The 25,894-nt window shown below is 62.3% G+C and carries 30 protein-coding genes and 1 other RNA gene; all 31 read left to right on the forward strand.

Features of this window, described 5'->3' with window-relative positions; translation table 11 throughout:
• The first annotated feature begins 8 nt into the window (after positions 1-8).
• Positions 9-611: a hypothetical protein gene (locus IMCC21224_RS26620; protein ID WP_053079019.1), complete on the forward strand. Its 603-nt coding sequence runs from the start codon at positions 9-11 to the stop codon at positions 609-611.
• A gap of 52 nt (positions 612-663) precedes the next feature.
• Positions 664-939: an HU family DNA-binding protein gene (locus tag IMCC21224_RS16795; protein ID WP_047996318.1), complete on the forward strand. Its 276-nt coding sequence runs from the start codon at positions 664-666 to the stop codon at positions 937-939.
• A 6-nt stretch (positions 940-945) separates the two neighbouring features.
• Positions 946-1,015: hammerhead ribozyme type II (locus tag IMCC21224_RS27220), an RNA gene on the forward strand.
• A 9-nt stretch (positions 1,016-1,024) separates the two neighbouring features.
• Complete coding sequence (locus tag IMCC21224_RS16800) at positions 1,025-1,225, forward strand: hypothetical protein (protein ID WP_156178316.1); 201 nt, start codon at positions 1,025-1,027, stop codon at positions 1,223-1,225.
• Positions 1,218-2,033 (forward strand): hypothetical protein, encoded by an 816-nt coding sequence (locus tag IMCC21224_RS16805; protein ID WP_047996320.1) that lies wholly within the window; start codon positions 1,218-1,220, stop codon positions 2,031-2,033. Before IMCC21224_RS16800 ends, IMCC21224_RS16805 begins: the two co-directional genes overlap by 8 nt.
• A 9-nt stretch (positions 2,034-2,042) precedes the next feature.
• Positions 2,043-2,465, forward strand: coding sequence for a regulatory protein GemA (locus IMCC21224_RS16810; RefSeq protein WP_047996321.1), 423 nt, complete (start codon positions 2,043-2,045; stop codon positions 2,463-2,465).
• Entirely contained in the window at positions 2,462-3,073 is a 612-nt protein-coding gene (locus IMCC21224_RS16815) for an MT-A70 family methyltransferase (protein ID WP_047996322.1), read from the forward strand. The genes IMCC21224_RS16810 and IMCC21224_RS16815 overlap by 4 nt, the downstream gene beginning before the upstream one ends.
• Positions 3,066-3,461, forward strand: coding sequence for a helix-turn-helix domain-containing protein (locus tag IMCC21224_RS16820; RefSeq protein ID WP_047996323.1), 396 nt, complete (start codon positions 3,066-3,068; stop codon positions 3,459-3,461). The genes IMCC21224_RS16815 and IMCC21224_RS16820 overlap by 8 nt, the downstream gene beginning before the upstream one ends.
• A gap of 83 nt (positions 3,462-3,544) precedes the next feature.
• Positions 3,545-4,576, forward strand: a complete 1,032-nt coding sequence (locus tag IMCC21224_RS16825; RefSeq protein ID WP_053079020.1) for a peptidoglycan-binding domain-containing protein — start codon at positions 3,545-3,547, stop codon at positions 4,574-4,576.
• Positions 4,577-4,687: 111 nt separating this feature from the next.
• Entirely contained in the window at positions 4,688-5,185 is a 498-nt protein-coding gene (locus IMCC21224_RS16830; RefSeq protein ID WP_047996324.1) for a DUF1804 family protein, read from the forward strand.
• Positions 5,182-6,834, forward strand: coding sequence for a phage terminase large subunit (gene terL / locus IMCC21224_RS16835; protein WP_047996325.1), 1,653 nt, complete (start codon positions 5,182-5,184; stop codon positions 6,832-6,834). The genes IMCC21224_RS16830 and terL overlap by 4 nt, the downstream gene beginning before the upstream one ends.
• Positions 6,831-9,749 carry a DUF935 family protein gene (locus IMCC21224_RS27225; protein WP_082135252.1) on the forward strand — a complete coding sequence of 973 codons (2,919 nt, stop codon included), beginning with the start codon at positions 6,831-6,833 and terminating at the stop codon, positions 9,747-9,749. Before terL ends, IMCC21224_RS27225 begins: the two co-directional genes overlap by 4 nt.
• 109 nt (positions 9,750-9,858) lie before the next feature.
• Positions 9,859-10,446 carry a phage virion morphogenesis protein gene (locus IMCC21224_RS16850; protein WP_047996326.1) on the forward strand — a complete coding sequence of 196 codons (588 nt, stop codon included), beginning with the start codon at positions 9,859-9,861 and terminating at the stop codon, positions 10,444-10,446.
• Positions 10,447-10,707: 261 nt separating this feature from the next.
• The gene (locus IMCC21224_RS16855) at positions 10,708-11,841 is read left to right on the forward strand and encodes a hypothetical protein (RefSeq protein WP_047997228.1); all 1,134 of its coding nucleotides are present in this window, start codon (positions 10,708-10,710) and stop codon (positions 11,839-11,841) included.
• A 14-nt stretch (positions 11,842-11,855) separates the two neighbouring features.
• Positions 11,856-12,200, forward strand: coding sequence for a capsid cement protein (locus tag IMCC21224_RS16860; RefSeq protein ID WP_047996327.1), 345 nt, complete (start codon positions 11,856-11,858; stop codon positions 12,198-12,200).
• A 12-nt stretch (positions 12,201-12,212) separates the two neighbouring features.
• Positions 12,213-13,172 (forward strand): major capsid protein, encoded by a 960-nt coding sequence (locus tag IMCC21224_RS16865; RefSeq protein WP_047996328.1) that lies wholly within the window; start codon positions 12,213-12,215, stop codon positions 13,170-13,172.
• Positions 13,172-13,693: a hypothetical protein gene (locus IMCC21224_RS16870; RefSeq protein WP_047996329.1), complete on the forward strand. Its 522-nt coding sequence runs from the start codon at positions 13,172-13,174 to the stop codon at positions 13,691-13,693. Before IMCC21224_RS16865 ends, IMCC21224_RS16870 begins: the two co-directional genes overlap by 1 nt.
• Positions 13,694-13,776: 83 nt before the next feature.
• Positions 13,777-14,100, forward strand: coding sequence for a hypothetical protein (locus IMCC21224_RS16875; protein ID WP_047996330.1), 324 nt, complete (start codon positions 13,777-13,779; stop codon positions 14,098-14,100).
• A 92-nt stretch (positions 14,101-14,192) separates the two neighbouring features.
• Complete coding sequence (locus IMCC21224_RS16880; protein ID WP_047996331.1) at positions 14,193-14,375, forward strand: hypothetical protein; 183 nt, start codon at positions 14,193-14,195, stop codon at positions 14,373-14,375.
• Positions 14,372-14,620: a hypothetical protein gene (locus IMCC21224_RS16885; protein WP_082135253.1), complete on the forward strand. Its 249-nt coding sequence runs from the start codon at positions 14,372-14,374 to the stop codon at positions 14,618-14,620. Before IMCC21224_RS16880 ends, IMCC21224_RS16885 begins: the two co-directional genes overlap by 4 nt.
• 4 nt (positions 14,621-14,624) lie before the next feature.
• The gene (locus IMCC21224_RS16890; protein ID WP_047996332.1) at positions 14,625-15,044 is read left to right on the forward strand and encodes a gp436 family protein; all 420 of its coding nucleotides are present in this window, start codon (positions 14,625-14,627) and stop codon (positions 15,042-15,044) included.
• Positions 15,041-15,463: a hypothetical protein gene (locus IMCC21224_RS16895; RefSeq protein ID WP_047996333.1), complete on the forward strand. Its 423-nt coding sequence runs from the start codon at positions 15,041-15,043 to the stop codon at positions 15,461-15,463. The genes IMCC21224_RS16890 and IMCC21224_RS16895 overlap by 4 nt, the downstream gene beginning before the upstream one ends.
• A gap of 2 nt (positions 15,464-15,465) precedes the next feature.
• The gene (locus tag IMCC21224_RS28255) at positions 15,466-15,627 is read left to right on the forward strand and encodes a hypothetical protein (RefSeq protein ID WP_197089217.1); all 162 of its coding nucleotides are present in this window, start codon (positions 15,466-15,468) and stop codon (positions 15,625-15,627) included.
• Between the two features lie 2 nt (positions 15,628-15,629).
• Positions 15,630-16,556 carry a phage tail tube protein gene (locus IMCC21224_RS16900; RefSeq protein WP_047996334.1) on the forward strand — a complete coding sequence of 309 codons (927 nt, stop codon included), beginning with the start codon at positions 15,630-15,632 and terminating at the stop codon, positions 16,554-16,556.
• A 58-nt stretch (positions 16,557-16,614) separates the two neighbouring features.
• Positions 16,615-16,989, forward strand: a complete 375-nt coding sequence (locus IMCC21224_RS16905) for a hypothetical protein (protein ID WP_047996335.1) — start codon at positions 16,615-16,617, stop codon at positions 16,987-16,989.
• Positions 16,990-17,042: 53 nt separating this feature from the next.
• Entirely contained in the window at positions 17,043-17,357 is a 315-nt protein-coding gene (locus tag IMCC21224_RS16910; protein ID WP_053079021.1) for a DUF1799 domain-containing protein, read from the forward strand.
• On the forward strand, positions 17,357-21,160 hold the full coding sequence (locus IMCC21224_RS16915) for a phage tail tip lysozyme (protein ID WP_047996336.1): 3,804 nt from the start codon (positions 17,357-17,359) through the stop codon (positions 21,158-21,160). The genes IMCC21224_RS16910 and IMCC21224_RS16915 overlap by 1 nt, the downstream gene beginning before the upstream one ends.
• Complete coding sequence (locus tag IMCC21224_RS16920) at positions 21,157-21,579, forward strand: hypothetical protein (RefSeq protein ID WP_047996337.1); 423 nt, start codon at positions 21,157-21,159, stop codon at positions 21,577-21,579. The genes IMCC21224_RS16915 and IMCC21224_RS16920 overlap by 4 nt, the downstream gene beginning before the upstream one ends.
• Positions 21,576-22,100, forward strand: a complete 525-nt coding sequence (locus tag IMCC21224_RS16925; RefSeq protein WP_047996338.1) for a hypothetical protein — start codon at positions 21,576-21,578, stop codon at positions 22,098-22,100. The genes IMCC21224_RS16920 and IMCC21224_RS16925 overlap by 4 nt, the downstream gene beginning before the upstream one ends.
• On the forward strand, positions 22,097-22,522 hold the full coding sequence (locus IMCC21224_RS16930) for an NlpC/P60 family protein (protein WP_047996339.1): 426 nt from the start codon (positions 22,097-22,099) through the stop codon (positions 22,520-22,522). Before IMCC21224_RS16925 ends, IMCC21224_RS16930 begins: the two co-directional genes overlap by 4 nt.
• Positions 22,519-25,887 carry a hypothetical protein gene (locus IMCC21224_RS16935; RefSeq protein ID WP_053079022.1) on the forward strand — a complete coding sequence of 1,123 codons (3,369 nt, stop codon included), beginning with the start codon at positions 22,519-22,521 and terminating at the stop codon, positions 25,885-25,887. The genes IMCC21224_RS16930 and IMCC21224_RS16935 overlap by 4 nt, the downstream gene beginning before the upstream one ends.
• Positions 25,888-25,894 lie beyond the last annotated feature (7 nt).

Genomic DNA, 25,894 nt, shown 5'->3' on the forward strand with positions numbered 1-25,894 from the left:
GCGGAATCATGGGTATTCCGTTTCACACGACGCAGGGCACCATCGACCTGACGGCTCTGAGGTCAAGCGACGTGCGCGCCGATGTGGTTGCGGACGGTCTTTCCAAGATCAACAGGTTCAACGGGCGCACACCCGAGCCATGGTCTGTTGCGGCGCATTCGGTGCTGGTTTCGCAGCTCTGCCCGCCGGAGCTCGCAGCCTGGGGGCTCTTGCACGATGCGCATGAGGTGTTCCTGGGTGATCTCACAACTCCCGCCGTGCGGCTTCTGAAGTTCCCGATGGTTCCTGTTTCGGCAGAAACCATCGCCTATGCCGTGCGTCGGGCCAAGATCGATCTTGATCGCCAGATCGCGCGATTCTGGGGCGTCGAAAAAGCGGCGTTCGAGGACCAGCTCCTTCTGGCCGACAGGGCCGCTTTGGACGCCGAGCTGTATGTCTTCCTGAACGTGCCCTTTCAGACGACTGACCGGGATCATGCCGATCTGGTCAGCCGTGCCACCCGCATGATCTACGAAAGGCCGTCCCTCACCACATGGCAGAATGCCCGCGCCTATTGGCTGGAAGCCGCAGAAACCCTCTCTCACAGCGGCCAGCTGCGACTGCCCGCCTGACTTTACCCCATGCCCCGCATGGTGCGGGGCGAACCAACGCTCGGAGGATACCATGAGCAAAACGACCAAAGCAGACCTGATCGACGTAATTGCGACTGAGTGCGAGATCAACAAAACCAAAACAACGCAAGTTATCGACTGCCTGATTTCTTTCATTCAGGTCCGAGCCGCTGCTGGTGACAAGGTGGCCCTTCCAGGCTTCGGCCAGTTCGAGATGCGCAGCCGCGCCGCGCGCCAGGGCCGCAATCCGGCGACCGGCGAGCCCATCCAGATCCCCGAAAGTCGCGGCATCGTCTTCAAGGCCAGCAAACCCGTCAGGAAATCCTGACGCCTGACGCGAAACCGGCCCCGATAATGGGCCGGTCGATGGGGCGTTGTGGCCCTGTCCTGATGAGCAGCTTGGGAGACCAGACATGACGACATCAATGCCAAAGGCGACGCCTCGCGAACACGCCCAGGTGATGCTGAAATCCGGGGCCATCGTTTCGGCCCTGGTCATCAACCGGACGCGCGACGGGGAGCTGACCGTGATGTACGGCGGCATGTTCCCCTTCAAGACGTTCGGACTGTCACAACAGGAAATCCTGCAGATTGAGGAGCAGAACCATGAATGACCTACTTATTTCGAAAGGCACATCCGGCGAAGTTGTCGTCGAACGGATCGTGCGTGAACGGCTCGGATCGTTTCAGAACAGGATCCACGCTGAACTCTTCGCGGATGCCTTGCGCAAGGCTGCCATGCCGACCGCTGATCTCCTCGCGCCCGTGCAGGGCAACGCAGACGAGACATCTGCAGTCTGCAACCTCGCCAAGATCTCCGCCGATTGCGCGGACCGGTCAGAAGCCGCTACGGCGGAGATCTCTAGGTGTCCGGCCAGTGCGGCATTTGCCGCCTTAGATGTTCCCAAAATCAACGGTTATATTTCTGCTCGACCCGAGGCCCCGGCACCGGAGGTAGTCAAGCCCAAACCGACGCCGCCGGTACCGTCTGAGACAGCAAAACCCGAACCCGCTCTTGAGAGCGCAGCAAAGACGGATGGGCGCTCGAAACCCGTCAAGCCGGTGTCGTTGAAGCCTGCCCCCGAACCGCTACCCAAAATGACACGGGCCGAGGAATTCGGATCTGTCGCTCAGGCAGTTCAGTCACCGACGCGCGTCCAGAGCGCCCCCAAGGCATCTAAAAACAACGGCGAGCCTGACCTCGCTGAAGCGTTCTCACGGATACGCGCGGGAGAAACGGTTAAGGATGTGGCCGACGACATGGGCTTTGCCTTCCCATCGCTTCGGGGAAAATGGGCCAATCAAAAACGACATAACTCGGTCGAGGTCTCCCCGGAACTTGAAGCCTGCTCGCTGTGCGACAAGCTTTTCAAGCCTTCGACGTCCAGCCCGGACAAATGCTCGCGCTGTGCAAAAGGCTAAGGCGGGTCCATGAACCACAACGCCATCATCAACATCGCCAAGGCTCAGCTCGGCCTTGACGAGGACGATTACCGGGCGATGCTGGAACGGGTGACCGGGAAGGCATCGCTGCGACTGATGTCCGACGGGCAGAAGGGCAAGGTCCTTGCCGAGCTGAAGCGGATGGGTTTTCGCGTCAAGGCTGGCGGCAAGCGCCTTGCACCCTCACATCGGCTCTATATCCGCAAGCTCTGGGCTGTCTGGAAATCCTGTCATCGCCTGGGCGTGATCAAGAACGGGTCGCGTGAGGCGTTACGGGCGTTCTGTAAACGCTTTGTCGCGCCAAACGATCCGGACGTTGCGGTCGATCCCGATCTGCTGACCGAAGAGCAGGCCCGCCCCGTTATTGAAGCCCTTAAGGCCATGGAGCGGCGCGGGAAGGCCGCGTCGTGACCGACTGGCCCTTCGACACGCTGACACCTTTCCGGTACGGGGCCATCCTGGCAGACCCGCCCTGGGCCTATGCCATGCGGTCGAAAAAGGGCCATGCCAAAAGTCCCGAGGCGCATTACGAGACAATGGACCTGGACGAAATCAAGGCCTTGCCAGTCGCTCAGCTGGCTGGACCGGATTGCTATCTCTTCCTGTGGTCGACCTGGCCGCATGTGAAACAGGCTCTTGAGGTGCTGGAGGCGTGGTCGTTCACCTATGTGACCGGTGGCGCGTGGCTCAAGCGCAGCACCACAGGCAAGGTTGCCATGGGCACTGGCTACGTGCTGCGATCGGCCAGTGAGCCCTACCTCGTCGGCAAGATCGGACGACCGCAAGTTGGATCCCGCAGCGAGCGCAATGTGATCCTTGCGCCCGAAGCCATCCCCGATCAGATCGACTCCCTGCGCCGTGAACATTCCCGCAAGCCGCCCGAAATGCGTCAGATGATCGAGCGCCTGCGTCCGCGCAGCTATTACGCCGAGCTGTTTGGACGCGAAGCATGGGACGGCCATGACGTCTGGGGCAATCAGGCAGATCGGTTCGACACCGAGGTTCGGGCGAATGTCTGAAAACCTTCCCGTCCGGCTCGAAGATATCCCGCGATCGCTGATCGACGTGGCCGAGACCCTCGGCATGCCGCTGGCGCTTGAGCTGATGTCACATTTCGGCGGGCAGCAGCTGGATTTTCCGAAGGCACCAAAGCCGGATCACAAGATACTTGTTGCCATCGGCGAAGAGCGCGGGCGCGCGCTGTGCCAGTTTCTTCGTGGCGAAAAAATCTACATTCCCCATGCGCGCAGTCAGTCGGTTCCGCTCCAGATCGCCGAATTGTCCGGCGCGGGCCTCACAAGAAACGAGATTGCACAGCAACTCGGGATCTCCGAGCGGCACGTCCGCAGGGTCGCCAACCGCAAGGGCCGGTCGGACCGCAGACAACTCAGTTTCTTCGAGGACTGACCTACCGGACATAGGTCCGGCCCAGCCGGTTTCACATGTCGGGTAGACCTCCAGCAGGCAAAACCCTGACCCGAGGAATCCGCATGTCCTACACCTTCACCAAACCGAACCGCCGTGTGACCCGTGTGTTCATTCACTGTTCGGCGTCCGACAATCCCGATCATGACAATGCTGCAACCATCGACCGCTGGCACAAGGCAAACGGCTGGTCTGGAATCGGCTACCACATCTTCGGACGCAAGGCGGGGGTCTTTGAGACTGGGCGTGATATCGAAAAGGTGCCGGCCGCGCAGGGTGGCAACAACCTGAACACGATTGCGATCTGCCTGCACGGCCTGGCAGTCGATCTCTTTACCCAGGACCAGTTCGACGCGCTGAGGGATCTCTGCGACCAGATCAATCGGGCCTATGGCGGCGGTATCACCTTTCACGGCCATTGCGAGGTGGCGAACAAGACCTGTCCGGTGTTCGATTACCGCGCGGTTCTCGGCCTTGACGCAAAAGGTCGCATGACGATCCCGATCCGGCCTATGGGTGCCATCTCGCCGCCCGCTCAGCATCGGGATTTTGGTTTACCGGAACTGCCTGGGCGCATGCTGAAGCTCGGCGATCGCGGTGAGGATGTGAAATTACTGCAACGGCAGCTGACTGACCTTGGCTATCTGCCTGGCACCTGCGACGGGATTTTCGGAAAACTGACGCGATCTGCGGTGCTGGCGCTTCAGGCCGACAACAATCTGGTGACGGATGGCCTGGTCGGACCGGTGACGGCGGAATTGCTGGCCACGCCAGCCAAGCGGGAACAAGCGCCCGAGCGGGGCTCCGCCTCACTTCTGTCTCTCGCAGGCAGCGGCAGTCGCATTGCCGCGGCTTCGCTTTCGACCGGCGTGGCGGGGCTGACCCTGACCGGCGGCGGCGTTCTGGCATTGATCGAGCAGCTGACCGGAGCGGTGGACGAAGCGGGCGGTATCGCGACCCCGGCGCAGGACCTTCTGGCGACCCATGGCCCTGTCGTCGGCGGAGTGGCAATTGCGCTCGGCCTGTTTACCGCCTGGCAGAGCGCCCGTGCGGGCATGGCCCGCGTCGCGGACCACCGCTCCGGAAAGACGCTCTGAACAACCAGATGAAAAGGGGGCGCCTGATGCCCGGTCCATCCCGAAGCCTGGCATCTGTACCCCGCCCCGCTGCCCACCGGGCGGGGTCTTTGACGTGGAAAGGATTCGCGTATGGCCAATGACGACAAGCGCCGCAAGGCCCGGTCCGACTATGTCTACCGGCGGATGAACGGCGTCACGATCGCCCTGGCGCACGGCATCCATCCCGCGACCTTTGCGCGCTGGAAGAAAAAGGCGCTGGCGAATGGCGACAACTGGGATATCGCACGCTCTGCCTCGATCATCGCGGGCGAAGGCGTCGAGACGGTTGTTTCCTCGGTGGTCGAAGATTTCATGATGATGGCCCAGACGCTGCTGGAGGATATCAAGCACGGCGACGGCACCACGGAACTGAAGGTCAAACACTTGGTCTCGCTGGCCGATGCGATGACCAAGATGACCTCGGCCGCAGGCAAACTGGCCCCGAAAATTTCCGAGCTGGGTGTTGCACAGCATGTGCTTCAGGAGTTGCTGCGCTTTGTGCAGGAAAACTATCCGCAACACGCCTCGGCCATCATCGAGATCATCGAGCCGTTCGGTGATCGCCTGACAGAGCTGTACGCCACATGATCAAGCAACCCCGTCTCAAGGCTGCGATCAGTGCCAAGGACTTTCGCGAGTCGCTGGCCAATATGGCAGAAGGCTTTGCCCGCTGGATCGATCTGTCGGTGTCAGCCTTTCCCGCCGATGCCTCGGCACGGGCAGAGCGTCAGAAATCCGTCGCGGATCGGGACACCGGCTTCCAGTTTTTCATGGAGACCTATCTTCCGCACTACGTAAAGGGCGAACACAGCCTGTTTCACCAGCACGTCTTTGCCCGTGTGCCTGAGATCCTTGCCAGCGACAGAGGTGTGCGGGATCTGTTCATCGCGCCGCGTGGCTCGTCAAAATCGACCCACCTCAGTCTGGGGTTCGCGCTCTATTGCATCGTGACGGGCCGCAAGAAGTACATTCTTGAGGTCTGTGACGTCTATGAGCAGGCAGCGCTGCTGCTGGAAGCCATCAAGGCCGAGCTGACCAGCAACGCCCGCCTGAAGTACGATTTCGAGAATGCCTGCGGTCCGGGGCGGGTCTGGCGGGAAGGTGAAATCGTAACGCGCAACGGCATCCGCGTCGAAGGCCTTGGTGCGGCGAAGAAGATCCGGGGCCGTCGGCATGGTCCGTTTCGTCCCGACTTGATGTTCTTTGACGATCTGGAAAACGACGAGAACGTGCGCTCGCCCGAACAACGCAAGAAGCTGGAAAGCTGGATCGCGCGTGCCGCATTGAAGGTCGGACCGCCAGACGGGTCGATGGATGTGATCTGGGTCGGGACCGTTCTGCACTTTGATGCTGTCCTGGTCCGGGCGGCAAAGTCGCCTGTCTGGAAGGTGACCGAGTTTCAGGCGATCGTCAGCTGGCCCGACCGGATGGACCTCTGGGACCTGTTCGAGGAGGTCTACAACAACGACGGCGAAGATGCCGCCCGTGCCTTCTACGAGAAGGCCCACATCCAGATGGACGCCGGTGCCGTCGTGAATTGGCCAGCGGTGCAGCCGCTGATCTTCCTGATGCTGGAGCGCGCGGCATCCCACGATGCCTTCCAGAGCGAATACCAGAACAAGCCGCTCTCCGACGGCAATCCGTTTACCAAGCTGATCTATTGGTCTGCCAGAAAGCCGGATCTGGTCTTCTTCGGCGCGGTCGATCCCTCGCTTGGCAAGGCGGGCAAGGGCCGTGACCCTTCGGCCATATTGGTCGGTGGATTCGATCGCCTGACCGGGCGGCTGGATGTGATTGAGGCGTCGATCCGCCGCCGTCTGCCCGATATCATCGTTTCGGACACCATCGCCATGCAGCGCGACTACCGCTGTCTTTTGTGGTTCATCGAAGCGGTGCAGTTTCAGGAGTTCCTGCGGACCACTCTGATGACCGAGGCCGCAAAGCAGGGAATCGGGATCTCTGCCATTCCGATCATTCCGCACACCGACAAGAACCTGCGCATTGAGCGCCTGCAGCCGCCGGTCGCGGCTGGGCTGATCCGTTTCAACATGGGCCACACGACGCTGATCGATCAGCTCCAGCAATGGCCGAATGCCGATCATGATGACGGGCCGGACTGTCTCGACATGCTCTGGCAGAACGCACTGCACTATTCGGGTGGCGTCGCAGGTGGCGGTGGCGGGATCATGACATCGCAGTCGGGCGGCTCCGGCAAGCTGGGAGACTACAGGCTATGAAGGTCAAGAACGACAAGCTGAAAAAATCCGGGCGCAAGAATCTGCCGTCTCAGGCTGGCATGCTGATCGCCAATGCCCGCAACGACATCACTATCCCGTTCTTCAGCACCACGCTGCAGCCGATCGATGATACACTCCTGGCGCGTGGCGGCGGCAAGGGCCTCAAGCTCTATGACGAGATTGAACGGGACACCCACGCGTTTGCCATGCTGCAGAAGCGCAAGAAGACACTGGTGGCGCGGACCTGGGAGGTTGAGCCTGCCTCGGACGCCAATCTGGACGTCGAAGCGGCCGAGGTGGTGCGCGAGTTTCTTGACGCTCTGCCGTTTGATCGGATTTGCGAGGATCTTCTGGACGCCACCCTGAAAGGATTCGCGATCAGCGAAGTGGTCTGGGCGCGCGACGGCAATCGGATCCGGCCCGTCGACGTTGTGCCCCACGACCAGCGCCGCTTTGCGTTTGGCGAGGACTGGCGCCCGCGTCTGCTGACCCATACCAACATCCTGCACGGCGAGGAGTTGCCGGACCGCAAGTTCCTCGTTCACCGCTTCGGCGTGAAGGGCAACAATCCCTACGGTCTCGGGCTTGGCACCCGCCTGTTCTGGCCGGTGTTTTTCAAGCGCGAGGGCATCTCCTTCTGGCTGCACTTCCTCGAAAAGTTCGCGGGCCCGACCGCCGTGGCCGAGATGCCTTACGGCCAGGACAGCGCCGAGCAGCGCCGGATGCTCAACACCCTCGATCAGATCCGGACCGCGTCCTCGATCGTCTTGCCGATCGGCAGCGACGTCAAATTCCTCGAAGCGACACGGTCAGGCACCGTCACGTATCAGGATTTCCTGACGTACTGGGACAAGCAGATCTCGATCTGTGTGAATGGCGAGACGCTGACCACGGATTTAGGAAAATCCGGGTCCAGAGCAGCATCGCAGACCCATGAGCAGATGCTGGAGAACCTGGTCGACAGCGACGGGGATCTTCTGTCGGACAGCCTGCGCGAGCAACTGTTGACGTGGATTGTGGATTACAACGTGCCGGGTGCCGCCGTGCCGCGCATCTGGCGCATCCGGGCAAAGAACGAAACCGACGCCGCCAACACCCGCAAGGCGAAGGCCGACGCGGCAAAGAATGTTGACGCGGCCCTGACCAAAGTTGTGTCCTCCTCAGCCAGATTCGACAATGATGACGATGCACGCGAATACATTACGTCGTTCGAGCTGACCGACGGGTTGTCGGAGCGCGTCATTGATCAGCTGGTTGCGACCCGGTCGAATCCGCTGCCGTCGCAGGATCCGATCGTCCTTGATCCGGCGCAGCCACGTGATCCGGAGTTCTCGGATTCCTCCGACCCGCTCAAAAAAAAAGCCCTGAGCCACGTCTGCCTGGCCGAAGATGAAGGGTCTGTGGCGCGGATTGCTGGGCAGCTCGCCGCGCTTTCCCGACCGCATGTCGAGCGCCGTCTTCGGGCGATCCGCACTGCAGTAAATGAAGCCGATCCGGCGCAGGTGATGCGCAACCTGCTGGCCCTTGCCGCGCGCTGGACGCCGGACGCGCAGGCCCGGTTGATTGGCGACGCACTTGAGCTCGCGGCGTGGGAAGGCCGCGACGCCGTGTTCCGGGACGCGGAAGGCACCGGTTTCGCCACAGAGGTCAGCGGCCAGCCATTTCAGGAGCAGATCGACTTCCTGCGTCAGAAACGCATTGCCCCGTCGAAGGTCTGGACGGATACCCTGCGCGGCCACCACGACCGCAAGTTCGTGGTGGCCGGTGCCACCGATCTGGCGCTGGTCGAGGATTTCAAGAACGCGGTGGCCCAGGCGATCGATACCTGGGATGAAAAGGCATTTGCCCGCGACTTCGACCAGATCGTCGAAAAACATGGTTGGTCGTATAATGGCGGGCGGGAATGGCGCATCCGCACGATCTTTGCCACCAACATCCGGACAAGCTTCATGGCTGGTCGTCTGCGCCAGATGCGCGATCCGGACGTGGTTCGGCTGCGGCCCTACTGGCAGTACCGGCATGGCGACGCGGGCACCCCGATCACGCCGCGCCCGCAGCATCTGGCCTGGGACAAGCTTGTGCTGATGTGGGATGATCCGTTCTGGGAGACGCATTTTCCGCCCAACGACTGGCTCTGCAGCTGCGGTGTGCGCACTTTGTCCAAAGGCGATCTAAAGCGTCTGGGCAAGGACGGGCCGGACAAATCGCCCGAGATTGTCATGGAGCCGATCCTGGACAAGACCAGCGGCCAACCATCGGAAAAGCCCAAAGGTGTAGGCTATGGCTGGGACTATCAGCCGGGCAATCACTGGGAACAGGGGCTTGTCCCATCCCAACTGATTGACGAGGTCGACGGCCTTACTCTGGTCAATCCGAAAATGGTCGTGGAGATAGACAAGCCCGAGCCGCTGGACGATCTGTTGGCGGCATCTGTGCCGTTCACCTCGCAAGCCATGGCAGAAGGGCTGGCGGACGAGGATTACGTCCGTGGCTTCCTGCGCCCGTTCGGGGCTGACATCGGAAGAGCCGTTCTGTTCGAGGACAATGCAGGTGGGCGAATTCCGGTTTCCGACGAATTGTTCCGCAATGCCCAGGGCAACTGGAAAGTCGGCAAGCGCGACCGGGCTACCCTGACGCCGCTGCTGGCCGAAGCTCTTATGGATCCTGACGAGATCTGGCTTGGCGTGACCCGGCGCCCGGATCCTGCCGACAAGGAACATGAGGAGCTTATCGTTGATCGCCGCTATATTCGAACCGACAGCGCTACCGGTCTTCTGATCGTCTACCAGGTCGGCCAGCGCTTTTGGGAGGCGATCACCGCGTTCAACCTGACGACCAGAAACGGCAAGCCGGATCTGCGCGCCCTGGACAAGCGGCGTGGCGGAAAACTTTTGTGGAAGAGGCCCAAGAAATGACGGGCCGGGGTGATCCGGCCCGCGTGCCAGAGCACTTCGCTGGACCATCACCGGTCGTCATCGCGCGTCTGACATCACGAACATGCGCTCAACTGAAGGAAAATTCAAGATGACCGGGATCAGTGTCACAGTCGAGATCGACGACGCCGAACTTCGCGCGAAGTTGCAGGACATGATCGGACGGATGGACAGGCCGGTGGGCTTTTTCAAGAATGTTGGCGAGCACCTGCTGAATTCGACCCGCGACAACTTTGAATCCGAAAGCTCGCCGGACGGCGTGCCCTGGGCACAACTCAAGCCCGCGACGGTCCGGGCGCGCCAGAAGCGCAAACAAACCCCGATCAAGATCCTTCAGGCCACCAAGAACACTGGATTGATGGCATCGATCAACCATCGGACCATGGAGGTGGGCGACGGCCAGGTCAGCATCGGCTCGCCCAAGGTCTACGCCGCGATTCACCAGCTGGGCGGCACGATCAAGAAGGCGGCGCGTCAGGCAACGATCTACCAGAATTACGACAAGCGGACTGATACCTTCGATCCGACTTTTCGCAGGAAGTCGAAATCGAACTTCGCCAGCGAGGTGACCATTCCCGCCCATGAGATCACCATTCCCGCGCGGCCCTATCTCGGGGTCTCGGCCGAGGATCAGGAGATCATCATAGAAATAGCCGATGCCTGGCTGAACGAGCCCTGAAAACCGTCTCCTGAAAATGGCCCGCTGAGCGCTATCTCGCCGTGACCCGCCCAAGTCCCCCGGCGAAGTCGAGAACCCCCGTTAAGGTGCCGTTATAAACGCTCTGAGCCCCAATCTCACGGCATGGGGTCCAGCCGCAGCGCACGGACGGATCCGGTTCGCTGCCAGTCGTCCCGATTGTCCGGACCGGACATAGGTCCGGTTAACCCACGTTCCCGCGCCTGCCATGGTCCCACCAGCACCTCAGCCTGGATGGATACAATGCCCGACGCAACGCCCGCCACCGCCCGTATCGAAGTCTTCCGCCCAGGCACCTTCACGCCGATGGGTGGTGGGGCATTGACCTATTCGGCGGCGGATCTTGCGGCGATCGCGGATATCTACGATTTCGACACGGCACCGGCGCCAGTCGTGGTTGGGCACCCAGCCACCGATGCGCCGGCCTTCGGCTGGATCACCGGCTTCGAGTTCGACGCCACCGATGGACGGCTCTTTGCCACGCTGGGCGAGATCGATCCGGCGTTTTCCGAGGCAGTCAAGGCCGGTCGCTACAAGAAGGTCTCGATGTCGTTCTTCCGGCCCGACCAGGAAGCCAACCCGGTGCCCGGCACCTGGTATCCCAAGCACGTTGGATTTCTGGGGGGCGCAGCACCGGCTGTATCGGGCCTGAAGAACGTCAAATTTTCCGTCACGACCACCGAAGCTGCGACCTTCACCGCCGCCTTTGGCGAGCGCGGGTTTCAGGAAACTGCCAGCCTGCTGCGCGGCCTGCGTGACTTCATCATCGATAAATTCGGCATGGAAGACGCCGACAAGGCCCTGCCGACCTACGCGATCGAATGGCTCGACGACATGGAAATCGATGCCAACCGCACCCGGTTCAGCGCGCCTGCCCCAATCACCACCATCCCTGCCATCGACCCCGAAAAGGATCCCGCCGTGACCACCACGCCCAATCCCGACTTCGCCACCCGCGAAGCCGATCTGAACACCCGCGACGCCGCACTGAAGGCGCGTGAGGACAAGCAGCGCCACACGGACCACGTCGCTTTTGCCGACAGCCTGGTGGCGGATGGAAAGATTCTGCCCGCCTCGAAGGACAAGGTCGTCGCGCTTCTCGACACGCTGCCGTCCGAGGCGTCGGTCTCCTTCGCGGAAGGCGGTGCCAAGATCAGTCCGGCCGATGCGATCCGTCAGGTCCTGTCCGAACAGCCCAAGGCCGTCTCCTTCGGTCGTCAGGACCTTGGTGGCGATCCGCAGACTTCCAATGCCAGCTTTGCGTCGGACGGAAAGCAGGTCGATGGCGAGCAACTTGAGCTGCACACCAAGGCCACCGCCTACCAGCGCCAGCATCCCGGTACCGAATATCTCGCCGCCGTGCGCGCCGTTTCCTGAAAGGACCCCACGCCATGATGACCTATAAGAGCGTCCTCAACCTGACAGTCACCGCCACCAGCGTGTTTGCAGCCGGTGACTTGATCAGCTTTGCGGGCGCAAAGATCACGGCAGACGATGCTGCTGTGTTCGGCGTTGCCCTAAACCCCTGCACCGAAATCGGCCAGGACATCGCCGTCCTGGTGATGGGCACGATCCGGGTCAAGGCGACCGGCGCGGTGACGGTCGGCGCCAAGCTGATTTCCTCGTCCGGTGGCGGCGTTGAAGTCGCCGTGGCCGATCCCGCCTCGGCCAACGTCTTCGCCACCGCGCTGACCGCTGCGGCGGACGGTGCCTATCTCGATATCCTCATCCGCTAAGGACCCCAGACCATGAACCAGACCGTTCTCAACACGCGCACCGCCGGGGTCATCGATCCGATCCTCTCGACCCACGCGCGCGGCTATCGCAATCTCGAATTCATCTCGCAGTTGCTGTTTCCGCGTGTGCCGATCCCGAACCGCGCGATGCGTGTTCTGAAGTTCGGCAAGGAAAGCTTCCGTATGGTGAATACCCGCCGTGCGCCGGGTGCCGACAAGAAGCGCATCCAGTACGGCTACGCCTCCGATCCGGTGTCGCTTGTCCAGGATGCTCTGGAGGCGCTGGTTCCGGTCGAGCATCAGGAAGAGGCTCAGAGCATTCCGGGCATCGATCTCAGTGCGAACGCCGTCAGCATGGTGCTCGATGTTCTCGATCTCGGGCTGGAATTCGAATGTGCCAACATGGCGCGCACTGCCGCCAGCTATGATGGTAACCACAAGCTGGCGCTGACGGGCACTGACCGGTGGACGGCTTCGGCCAGCACACCCTTTGCAGATGTGCGTGACGCGAACGAAGCGATCAGAGGCTCCATCGGTCGTTATGGCAATACGCTGGCGCTCAGTCCCAGTGCGTTCAACGGCCTCTGCGATCACCCGGATATCAGGGACGCGTTCAAGTACACCTCGAAGGATTCGATTACAGTCGAGATGCTGGCAGCGTATTTCCGGATCCCGAAGGTGATCGTTGGCAAGGCAGTCTATCTGCCCGAGACGGCCGCCGAATCGGAGATGGCGACGGACGTCTGGGGCGACGATGCTATCCTGGCATACGTGCCGATGACCGGCGACAACTTTATGGTCCCGGCCTACGGCTACACCTACGAACTGCGCGGCTATCCACAGGTCCAGACCGGCTACTTCGAGAACTCGAACGATAGCTGGATCTACCCGACCAAGGTCGAGCGCCGCCCCTACATCGTCGGCATCGAAGGCGGGTTTCTGTTTCAGAACGCAGGGGCAGCGGCATCGTGATGGACACTCCCGCAAAACCCGCAAAATTCGAAGTCACCCTGATCGCCCCCGCCAAGATCGACGGCGTGCGGGAACCGAAAGGCAAGGCGGTCTGGGTGACGCCGATGGTTGCGTCGCAGCTCTTTGACGCTGGCGCCGTTCCCGGAGTTGAAGGGGAAGTGCAGATTGGCGACGAAGTCGATGTGGCATTCGAAGCCCTGGTTAGTGCCCGTGCCGAAGAAATCGCCAATGCAATCGTCGCAGCGGCTGTCGAAACCGCACTGGCCGGTCTGACGGCGGAAAAGGACAAAGCGCTCGCTCAGGCGGAAGCGGCGAATGCCCGCGCCGAAGAGGCAGATCAACGTTCGCATGGCTTCGCCCAGGCGGCAGAAAACGCGGATGTCCGGATCAAGGCTCTGGAAGCCGAATTGGCCCAGGTCAGGACAGCCGCCGGTGCCGAGACGCAGACCGAGCAGGATACCCCCCCGATCGTAGGCGCGAAGACCACCCGTAAGGGTGCAGCGCAACCCAAGAAGAGCTGATCCACAGCTTCAGGTCATTCGTGACCCTCGGGCGGGGCGGCAATGCCGTCGCCCCGCTTTCAACCCCAGCAGATGGAAACCCCATGACGCGCATTTTCTCCACTCTCTCACTGATCGCCGCAGTCGGCGTGGCGGGCCTGCTGTCCGCTTGCGACGATACGGCCCCGGCTGGCCTCGATATCCTCTCGGTCTCCGAAGCCGATACGATGCCAACGCTCCTGGTCGCACCTGAAATCGCGACCGCTCAGGCCCTGATCCCCGCCGACTCGGCGCTCCTTTTCGCCGAAGTCTCGGCCGAGATCGATTTGGCGTCTCTCCCCCCGGCCACCGGGGAACTGCCCGTCCCCCGGTATCTCTGGCTTTCGCCCTTCCTGACGCCCGACCCGCGCGCACCGGACAAGGTTTGATCGGCCTGATTTGAACGCACCGCGAGAGCGGACAGACCAAAGCGCCGGGGCGGGAGTCCAAACCGGCGCATCTTCCAGAGGATAGTTCCAATATGACCACATCTGTAATTGTTCGGGCGAAGCATGGCTGGGCCGTCGATGTCACAAGCGTCGATACAGCAACGCGCAACCCGGAATGGACGCAGCAGGTTGCGGCTGGGGAAGAGCGCGAGTTTCACGTTCACAGCGGTTCCGACCTTCTCGTGCATGAAGTCCAGCCGGATCAGACATCATGACCAAAGCTCCGAACACTGGTTTGCCCGTCGCCGGATACCGTCCGCAGACCGACGCGGCCGTTGCCCAGGTGCAGATCAACAAGCATCTCGAAGAGCGCGTGCTGCGGGTTCTCGATGACCTCGCCGCAGATCCCGCCACCGACAAGCGCTGGCTGGCGATAGGCCGCACGCAGATCGAACAGGGCTTCATGGCCGCGAACCGCGCGGTCTTCCAGCCGTCCCGCATCGACCTGCCTGAAGCCTGATCCGATGTCTTACGCCACCCTCACAGACCTGGTCGAGCGCGCCGGTGAAACCGAGATCCTTCAGATTTCTGACCGCGATGGCGATGATGAGGCCGATGCCGACGTGATCGGCGCCGCGCTGGAAGACGCGGACGAAGAGATCAACGGCTATGTCGGGGTGCGCTACAACCTGCCACTGGCGACCACGCCAAGGCTTGTCACCACCTGGGCCGTGTCGATCGCGCGCTACCGGTTGCACCGCGACGGTGCTCCCGAGCACGTGGTCAAGGATTACGATGATGCGATCAAGGCGCTCAAGGATGTCTCGCGCGGCTTGATTGCCATTCCCGACGCAGCCGGTGCTGACCCTGCCACCACGGAAGGCCACCTGTCTTCTTCTCCAGACCAGGTGTTCACACCCTGCGCACTGGGGGGCTGGAGATGATTGCCGAGATCGTTCAGCGCCTGCAGGACGAGGCGACGGCCATGACGGCCGTCCAGGTGGCCGAGGACATCGAGGCGCTGGCCAAGAGCACTGCCGCCGACCACGGCGCCGCCTTTGTCGTGCCCTGGCGCGAGCGGGCGACGCCCAATCCGCTTTCCACCGGCGGGTTCCGTCAGAAGGTGAAAGTTCAGGTCGTGGTCGCCTTTGTGATCCGCCAGCACAACGACGCCAGAGGATCTGAGCGCGCCCTGATGTTCGATGGCTTCAAGTCCTCGATCGAGGGTGCCCTGGCGGGGTGGTCCCCGTTTGAGTCCAGCGACCCTTTCGAGTTGGTGGGTGGCGAAGGCAGCGCGCTTGGAAACAGCGTCACGATTTACGCCCAGACATGGGAAACCAGCCGATTTCTGACAGGAGCCTGACAATGGACAGACCAACGACTGGCGGTCGCTTCACCCGCGATCCGAAGACCAAAAAGCTCAAGCAAGTGCAGCAGGCGACAAAGCCCGCGCCTGCACCTGCTCCCCAAACCGCAACACCGTCCGAAGCCACCGCTACGGCTGACGCGGCCAAGAAGGGCGACTGACCATGGCTGACCGTTTTGAGCGCAAACTGGCGATCCTGCACAAGATCGAAACCACCTATGCCACGGACATCACGCCGGGCACTGTTGATGCGATGATTGCCAGCAACGTCACCTTCTCGCCGATGGAAGGGGAAGACGCACCGCGCGATCTCATTCTGCCGCACCTCGGCTCGCAGGGCATCATCTTGGCCGGCATCTATGCCCGGCTGGAGTTCAACATCGAGATCGCCGGTGCCGGTGCCGCCGGGACCGTGCCGCGTTATGGCTCGCTGCTGCGAATCTGCGGATTTTCCGAAACGGTGACCGCTGCCACCGATGTGACCTATGAGATCATTGAGGACGATGTGGATTCAGGGTCGATCTATTTCGTCATGGACAAGGTCCGGCACGTCCTTCTGGGATCTCGCGGGACCGTCGCCAAGACGTACAACGCCAAAGGCATCCCGCAGTACCGATTCAATCTCATGGGCCTGCTCGGCACGATCAGTGATCAGACCAATCCGGCGGTCAGCGCGGCCGGGCTGATCAAGCCGCTGCCCGTTTCCAAAGCCAACACGGTTCTGACCCTTCACGGCTGGACCTCGGTGGCCGAAAGCCTGTCGATCGATCTTGGCAACACGGTGACCCCGCGCTTCCTCATCGGTGAGGAAGAAATCAAGATCACCAACCGTCAGAGCACCGGCACAGCCGTGCTCAAGGCGACGTCGCTCGCGACGATCAACTGGTTTGCCATCGCTCAGGCGCGCACGCGCGCGGCACTATCGATCGTTCATGGCACCACGGCTGGCAACATCGTCGAGATCACCGCGCCTGAGGTCGAGATCGGTCGTCCAACCCAGGGCGCGACCGACGGCATCGTCAACTATTCGCTGCCTCTGATGCTCTGCCCCGACACGGGCCTCGACGAGATGAAAATCGTCGTCCGCTGACCGGCTCCGGGCGTCAGCGCGCCCGGGGTTTCTGACACCCCTGATCCGGAGAATGTCCATGAATTTTGTCCTCACCGAACAGCAGCTCTACTGGTGGCCTGTCACCGTGCGCATTCCGGATCCCGATACTCCCGGAAAAATTGTCGAACAGCAATTCAAGATCCAGTTCGAGGCGCAGGACCAGGACGAGGCCGTTGCCCATACAGATGGCTACCAGGGACTGACGACCGCCGAAGCGCAAGCCGCACATGAGCGCGCTTGGCTGCGACGCATCAGCCGCAACTGGGACGACGTGGTCGGGCCGGACAAAGCCCCGATCCCGTTCAACGACGCGACCTTTGGCAATGCCTTGCAGCAGACCTGGTTCCGGATCGGCGTTTACGACGCCTATCGTCAGAGCATTAACGGTCAGGAAGTCCGCCTGGGAAACTGAAGGCGGCGGCGCGGGCCTGGGCCTTCGCGTCGCTGGGTCGAAGCGACCGGACTGTGCCGGTCACCGCCGACGACCGGGTGCTCAGTGACTTTGCCGCCATGGGTGTGGCGTTTGAAGCTGAGGCCCCCGGTGACGACGACGGCGACACCTTCGCCGTCTGGGCCTGCAACTGGGAGAGCGTGACCGCATTTCTCGGCTGCCAGACCCAGTGGCGCACCGCCCCACGGAACCGTGGTTACGTGCATCTGGGACTGGACTATGGCGCGGTCGATATCGTGCTGCGCCGAATGGGTGCGGCGGACCGGGTCTTTGAGGATCTGCAGGACATGGAGCTGGCCGCACTGGCCGCATTCGGGGAACTGGTGTAATGGCCGACAAGCAGCTTAACTACTCACTGGTGTTTCGCGGCGATACGTCTCAGGCCAAAACTGCGCTGGCCGATCTGAAGGGCGATGTCGACAAGGCCACGGGTCAGACCGGCAAATCGACCGCTGCGACAAAGTCCCATACCGACGGCCTGGAAAAGGACACTGCCGCCACCCGTGCCGCCGCTGAGGCCGCGCGGGATCTGGCCAGGGCCGAAGAAGAGGCCCGTGCGGCCGCGCATCGCGCAAACGGCGCGCGGCCGCAATCTCTGGCCGTACCGCCGGGTGCGCCAGGAGCCGGTCCCCAGCCCGGCTCGACGCCCGGCCCCGATCCGCAACAGATCGACGATCTGCGGGCCAAATACGCCCCGCTCTATGCTGCCCAGCGGGAATACGAGCGCGAGCTGGAAAACATCAACAAGGCTGAGCAGATCGGCGCGTTGAGCCGCCGGGAACACGCTGAAGCACTGGCGCGCCTGCAAACCGGCTACGAGCGCTCGGTGCAAAGCATCGACCGGAGTGATCGCGCACTGAAGTCCAGCTCGGGAACCATGAAGCTCACGGCATTTGAGGCGCAGAACCTGCGGTTTCAGCTCAGCGATACGTTCCAGTCTCTGGCGCTGGGAATGCCGCCCCTGCAGGTGCTGCTGCAGCAGGGTCCGCAGATCACTGACATTTTCGGCGGGCTTGGCCAGACTTTGCAGGCGGTCAGAGGTTTTCTGACACCGGCCCGTCTGGCCATCGGGGCCACGGCGGCGACCGCAGTGGTCGCGGCTACATCGTTCAACGGATACCTAATCTCGACCAAGGCCGTGACCACGGCCAGCGAGGGACTGGGCCGGGCGACGGCGGGCAGTGCGGCGGAAATGGAGGCGTCGGCGCGGGCGGCGGCAGCGGCGGCGGGCATCTCGATCAAAGCGGCGCGCGAAATGCAGGTCGGGTTCCTGAACACCGGTCGGATTGGATCGGACCATTTCAAAGATCTGATCGCCATGTCCGAAGATTTTGGTGCCACGCTGGGTCTCGATGCGGCGGCGGCGGGCGGTGCGCTCGCCGAGATGTTTTCCGATCCGGCCAAGGCGGCGGACGCGCTCTATCAGAAATACGGGCTGATCGATGCGGCCACCGCCCGCCATGCCCGCAACCTGGCGGCGCAGAACCGCGTCAGCGAAGCGCAGGCCGTTCTGCTTGAGGCGCTGCCAGGGCGGCTGGCTGATGCGTCCGAGGCCACGACGGCTCTGGGACGCGCCTGGCAGGATGTACAGGCCATGGCATCCAATGCAGGCGATGCGATTGGATCGACGATCAACACCGTATTGACCGCAAAAATATCACCAGAGGATCGGCTGAGAGGTCTGGACGCGGAAATCATTAGGGTCCGCAAAAAGGTCACCAATCAAAATACACGAGCCGAACTAGAACGCTTGCGCGCCGAGCGAGCCGAGTTGCTTGCCGAAATCAGCCAGGCTGAAGAAGATGTCCGAAAGAAAGAGGCAGCTGGGCGGGCGTTAGAACAGGCCCGCATTGGGGAAATGTCCCTCGACATTGCCGAAAAGTCTGACGTTAACAAAACTCCGATGCGCGAAGAGGAGCTGCGCAACCAGATCGCAGCGCTTCAGGCCGGGCGCGGAGCGCCGGGTCAGGACGGCACCCAGCGGTCGCGCATCGATGCCGCGATCGAAGGCAAGTCCAACGCGCTTCAGGGCCTGATCGACCGTCAGAAAATTGCGTCGGAACTGGACCGGATCGACATTGCCATCCAGAACGAGCGCAATCCGTTGCTGCGGGCCGAGCTGGAAGCACGGCGCGTCCGGCTTCAGATGGCAGGTGACGAGGTCTCGGCCGCCAAGATCGCAACCGAAGCCGACCGCGCCCGAAACCGGTCGCTTGGCGAAGCGCTGGGGGCAACCGAAGCCCGGATCCAGATGTCGCAGCAAGAGCTGGAAATCCGCCGTCAGCTGAATCGTCAGGTTGCAGCGGGAACGATGACGTCCGAACAGGCAAACCGCGCGCTGCAGCAGGAGCTTGAGCTGCGTCCTTTGATTGCCGCCGCCGCGTCCGCTCAGGGGGCAGAATTGGCCCGGTTGACCGGCATCATCGCGCAATTGCGCCAAAGCTACGCAGGTCTCACCGATCTCGAAAATCGCGCCGCCGCCGATGGCTTCATCCGGGGTCAGCGCGAAACCCTCGAACGGCTGCGGGTCGAGGCCGCGTTGCTTGGCGCCAGCGCCGAACAACGCACCCGCACCATCGCCCTGCTCGAAACCGAACGTGCCATCCGCGAGGCGGGTATTCCGGCCCGCAGCGCCGAGGCTCAGGGCATGCGTGACGCCGCCATGGCCATGGCGGCCGAGACCCGTGAGCTGAACCGCCAGATTGACGCCTGGGACAATGTCCGCTCGGCTGGCGAAAGCGCCATCGATGGCATCGTCGACAAGCTGAGCAACGGCGATCTCAGCGGTGCCTTGCAGGGTGTGGCAAATGATCTGCAGGGCATGCTGCTGGAGATGTCTGTCAGCAATCCACTGAAGAATGCCCTTTTGGGCACCGACATGGGCACCCTCGGCGATGTGGGCGGTTTGGGCGGCATCTGGGAGCGCCTGACCGGCGCATTCACCGGCGAGCGGGTGCCGCAAATCTCTTCGAAATCCATGGACGTCGGCGCAATGACCGTCACCGCCGCCAGCGTTGTCATCAATGGCGGCATGGCTCCTGGACAGGTGGCCAACGTCAACGGTGCAGCGCTTCAGGTGCCCGGCGTCACCTCTGGGCCGCTTCCGGGCAGCCAGGTTGTCCAGGATCAGGCATGGAAATTCTTCGCCGACAAGGGTCTGAAGCCACATCAGATCGCTGGAATCATGGGAAACATGAGCGCGGAAAGCGGGTTCAATCCAGCATCCGTTGGGGATGGTGGTACATCCTTCGGACTGTTCCAGCACCATGCAGGACGCGGCCAGGGGCTTCTCTCTGATATCGGCGGCAAGGGCAACCTGGGCGACGTCAACGCCCAGCTCGAATTCGCCTGGAAGGAGCTGCAGACCTCCGAGAACGGTGCCATGAAACGTCTCATGGCGTCGCAAAATGTGCGTGAGGCTACCGGTGCCTTTGTCGGGTTCGAGCGCCCGCAAGGCTGGTCTGCGGCGAACCCCGAGGGTGCTATGCATTTCGACAAGCGCCTGACGGCCGCCAATCAGGCGATGGAGAAGTTCGGGGCCACCACCACGGATGCGACCAACAACCTGGGCGTCCTGGGCAACGGCTTTGACGTGTTCGGCTCTGCCCTGTCCGGAGCCATCACCGGTGGCGGGGGCGGTCAGGGATTTCAGACCAACCTCTTGGGCGGCCTGGTCGCCGGGATTGCGGGGGCAGCGGGCTTGCCCGGGTTTGACGTTGGCGGTCAGACTGGTGGCACCGATCCTGCGCGCGTTGCAGGCTTCGTTCACGAGAAGGAATACGTCTTCGACGCCAAATCTACCGCGCGGATCGGCGTCAGAAACCTGGACGCCATGCGGCGCGGCGCGATGCGCGGATACCGCGACGGCGGATATGCCAGCGCCGGTCAGGTCTTTCCCGGTTTCAGCGGAAACCAGGCATCGGGCCAGAGCGGCGGGCTGACGGCGGTGAACGTCTACAATTTGACCGGTCAGGCCGTCGCCCAGGAGGAAACTCCTGACGGACGCGGCGGGCGGCAACTATCCATGACCATCGGCGCGCAGGGTGCCGCTGCGGTCAGCCAGCGCGGCAACCCGCTGCCAAGGGCGCTGGAACAGAAGTACTCGCTGCAGCAGCGGGGGCACTTGCGATGACCTATGCCGTTTGGCCCGAGGAGCTGCCCCGTCCGGAACGCAACAGCTGGAAACTCAGCTGGCAGGAGGCGCGGCTGAAGACCCAGAACGAAACCGGCCCGCCCAGTTACCGTCGCCGCTTCAGCAATCCGGCCCGGTCTATCGCCTTGTCGCTGATCCTGACGCGTCAGGAAAGGGCGGTCTTTGACAACTTCTTCGAGGTCACGACCGGCCATGGCAGCCTGCTTTTCTACATGCCTGACCCGACCACCGAAGGGTGGGGGCTGGCGACCGGCGACGGTGCGCCGCTTCTGACCGACGGCGATGTCCCGATTGTCCTGGCCGCGCGGTGGCTGTGCAGCTTTGGCGACACGATCCCCGCCCAAGCGGTCCAGGGCATCGAATTCCGCATGACGTTTTCACTCTGGGTGCTGCCATGAGACGCCTGTCGCTCAATGCCCGCCAGGCGCAGGATGCCCAAGGTTCCGGTCAGATCCACGTGGCACTTTTCGAGATCAGCCATCCCTCCCTCGACGCCCCGATCAGGCTCTCGACCGATAACACGGAACGGCTTTCGGACGAACCCCGGATGTATGGCACGCGATCTTCCTGGCGCGGCGCCAACCCGCTGACCGAACCCTATCACTGGGTTGTGGCATCGGCCCTTCTGCCGTCGGATCTGGAAGACGCGCCCTCCAGTGCCGCTATCGTGCTGGAAGATCTGGACGGCGAGATGGCCAGGCTCATGCGGTCCTTCGGAGATATGGCTTTCGTGCGCATGGCCGATGTTCTGGCATCGTCCCCGAATGAGATCGAAGCCGAATGGAGCGACATGACCATCCAGTCGTCCTCGATGTCTTCGGGGGAGGTGACCTTGGCTCTGGGCCGGGAGGAAATTGAGCAGGAACTGTTCCCGTCGCCTCGCATGTCCCGCACCCGCTTTCCGGGCCTGCACCTGTGACCCATTGGTGCAACAACTTTATCGGCCTGCCATTCGAGGATCGTGGCCGCGACCGGTCGGGTGCCGACTGCTGGGGTCTGACCACAGTCATTTTCCGCGAGGAGCTCAGTATCAGTCTGCCAGACTATCTGGGTTATGGCTCGGTCGAGGAGCATGGCGAAATTGCCAGCCTGATTGTCGGCGCCGAACAGACGCCGGTCTGGGTGCCGGTGTCTGGCAGCGCCGTCTCCTTTGACCTGGCCGTGTTCCGGCGCGGCAAGTTGCCGACGCATCTGGGTGTGGTCGTGCGCCACGGCCTGATGATCCACATGGCGGCGCGCGACTGTGCCAAGCTGGAGGATTACCGTACCGGCAAGTGGGGCAACCGCCTGGCCGGACATTACCGCCATGTCGAGATGATCTCTGCGGGAGCACGCGGATGACCGGTGCGCTCGAACGTCCCATGGTGCCGGTTCTGGTGGCTGCACTCTTTGATCCGGTCACCTGTCGGGTGCGGTTCGACATGCCGCACGGCGCCACCCTGGCCGAAATCGTTCGGCGGGCGCTGCCCGGTCTTTCTGAAGCCGAACTTGAGATGCTGCGGATCACCCTGGTCACCCCCTCTGGCATGCAGATGATCGAGCGGCGCTTCTGGCCGATTGTGCGACCCAATGCCGGTGTGCATGTGGTGCTGCGGGTGATCCCTGCGGACGATGGAGGCCGGTCGATCCTGGGCATTCTCGTCTCTGTGGCGGCGATTGCCCTCGGTGGCGTCTATGGTGCAGCCCTCGGGTCGGCGCTCGGGATCTCCGCCGAGCTGGCGGGCGGGTTGATCACGCTCGGCGTCAATGTTGTCGGATCCTTGCTGATTAATTCTCTGGTGCCTCCGTCCGAACCTGAGCAGGCCGAGAACCGCTATGCGATTTCTGGATGGCGCAACAGGCTCAATCCTGACGGTGCGGTGCCGGTGGTGCTGGGCACAATGCGGTATGACCCGCCATATGCGGCGACGAACTATACTGACATCGTCGGGGATCTGCAGCACGTGGTCAGTCTCTTCGCCTTCGGTATTGGTGAGGTGGAAATCACGGACATCAGGATCGGTGACACGCCGATCTCGGAGTACGAGGACGTCGAGACCGAACTGCGGCTCGGCCTGCCGGACGATTCGCCTGTCACGCTCTATCCGCGTCAGATTGTCGAGGAGGGCATCAACGCCGAACTGACCCGGCCCAAGGCGCGCGACGATCTCGGTGAGATCATCGACGACGCCGATTCGATCGAGACGCCAGTGACCCGGACCACGGGCCGCGATGCCTCGGCTGTCGGGATCGTGCTGGCCTTTCCCGCCGGTCTGTACCGCATGGATGGCGACAGCGAAGCCCAGATCCCCCAGATCCGCCGCGTGAAGATCAAGATTGAATATGCTGAGATTGGCAGTGACGACTGGACGCTGGTGCGCGAGATGTTGATCGGCGCCAAGAAGCTTGAAACCATTTACAGGCTGGAGCGTTTTGCCTTTCCGTCGCGGGGCCGCTGGCAGATCCGGCTGACGCGAATGACCAGCGAGAACACTTCGACGCAAGTCCAGGATCGCACCGTTTGGGCTGCGCTGCAGACCCTGCGTCCGGAATATCCGCTCAACACCGATCTGCCGTTGGCTCTGCTGGCTGTGCGGATGCGTGCGACCTATCAGCTCAACGGACAGCTCGACAATCTGAATGCCATCGTGAAGCGGGTTTGTCTGGACTGGGATCACGAGACCGAGACCTGGATCAGACGAGCGACCAGCAACCCCGCGTCGCTTTATCGCTATATCCTGCAAAGTCCGGGTAATCCTCGTCCCGTCGCGGATGCGGGCATTGACCTTGATCTGCTGGTTGACTGGCACGACTACTGCCGCCTGAAGGGCCTGCGGTATGACGGGGTTCTGGATGACGGCAGCACGACCCTGCGCCAGGCGCTGGCACAGGTCGCCTCAGCCGGGCGGGCTTCGCCGCGTCACGATGGCATGCTCTGGGGGGTGGTGATCGATCGTCCGCAGGAATTACCGGTCGATGAAATCAGCCCGCGCAACTCCTGGGGGTTTTCGATCGAGCGCAATTATGTGACGAGACCGCATGCTCTTCGTGTCAAGTTCCGCAATGCCGAAAACGACTACGAGCCAGACGAACGGCTTGTGCGCTGGCCAGGCTACGAGGGCGAGATTGACCTGACCGAAGTGATGGAGGCACCGGGGAAGGTCTATCCCGATGAGATCTACCGTGAATTGTTGCGCCGCGCCTATGAGATCATCCACCGCCCTGACACCTATCAGCTGAACCAGCTGGGTCCGGTCCGGGTGGCCACCCGAGGTGACCTGGTAAGGGTCAGCCACGGGGTCCTGGATGCGATTCAGAAGGCTGCGCGGGTCGTCGCGGTCGAGGGCACGCTGATCGAACTCGACGACATCATCACCATGAGCGGTGATCGCAGTTACGGCGTCAGGTATCGGGTGTTCTCTGACGCCTCTGATCCAGCTGACACGATTGGGACACCTCTGGTCAGGCAGGTCGTTTACCAAGAGGGGGAACAGACCCTCCTGCGTCTGACAGGTGCCGGGCCGATGCCCGCCGTGGGGTCGCTGGTATTCTTCGGTCTTGCGGGATCGGAGAGCGCACCGATGCGTGTACTGAGTGTGGAAAACGGCAAGGATGACAGCGTGCTGCTGCGCCTGATTGATGAGGCGACGATTATTGACGAACTGACCGACGCCGCAGTGATCCCGCCCTGGACCGGTCGGATTGGTGAGGCGCTCGATGACGATCTGACCGCTCCCGCCGTCCCTCGGATCGTTTCGGTCAGTTCCGGCTACAAAATCAGCATGCTCGAACCCGAGATTGTGCATTTCATCGTGGCACCGGGGTCCGGAGCGATCCCGGTCGAACGCTTTGAGGTTGAGCACCGCGAGACAGGAACGTCGGGCTGGAGCGTGATTGACGTGCCCGTAGCCGACGGAGGTGGCACTATCGAGGTGTATTCCTACGCCACCGGCCTCGATCTTCGGGTGCGGGCCCTGTCGCGGGCGTTAATCCCAAGCGCTTTTTCGGAGATCGTCACGTTTGCGATCGGCGAGCAGGACGAAGATGCGCCGGATTCGGGCGATCTCGCTTCGGTAGATGTTGTGGCGGGTCTCGGTCACGTGACGCTGACCGTGGCCATTGCTTTAGACGCGAGAACCAAGCAACTGCAGGTCTACCGGGTTCCAACCGGCGAGCCGTTGGACCGGGATCTGCACGCGGTTGGGGAGGTGTTCCCGGTCACCCCAGGGCGCACCTTCGTCCTCCGCGACGGCGACACCACGATGGTCAACCTGATCTCAAACGGCTCGCTCGACGACGGCACCGGTTGGGCGGCGACGGGCTGGACCTTTTCCGATGGGGTTGCAAACCTGGCCGCAGGGGTCAACGGCTATCTCAGCCAGACACCGTCGCTGGTTGAGGGTGCGACCTATCGGTTCGCCTACACCCAGGTCAATGCCGGAGGCCTCGGATCGACCGTGTTCCGGATCGTGGGCAGCACGACTGCGGGCAGCGCCAGTGCGCCAGACTCCGGGCTGCACTTTGGCACATTGACGGCACCTGCTGCGCCCGCGAGCGCCGGTATCTTTGGCGGTCTGCCCTTCGAGGGCACCGTCGATGACGTCGTGCTGTATCGGGAAAGCGCTGCCTGTCCTCCTGCGGGGACATACGATTATTATGTCGAGCCAAAGGTTTCAGTGGCCCCGCCCGGACCTATGTCCGGTCCCTTTACGGTGACGATCGTGTGATTCCTTA

The organism is Puniceibacterium sp. IMCC21224, assembly GCF_001038505.1.
In the GTDB taxonomy this organism is placed as follows: domain Bacteria; phylum Pseudomonadota; class Alphaproteobacteria; order Rhodobacterales; family Rhodobacteraceae; genus Puniceibacterium.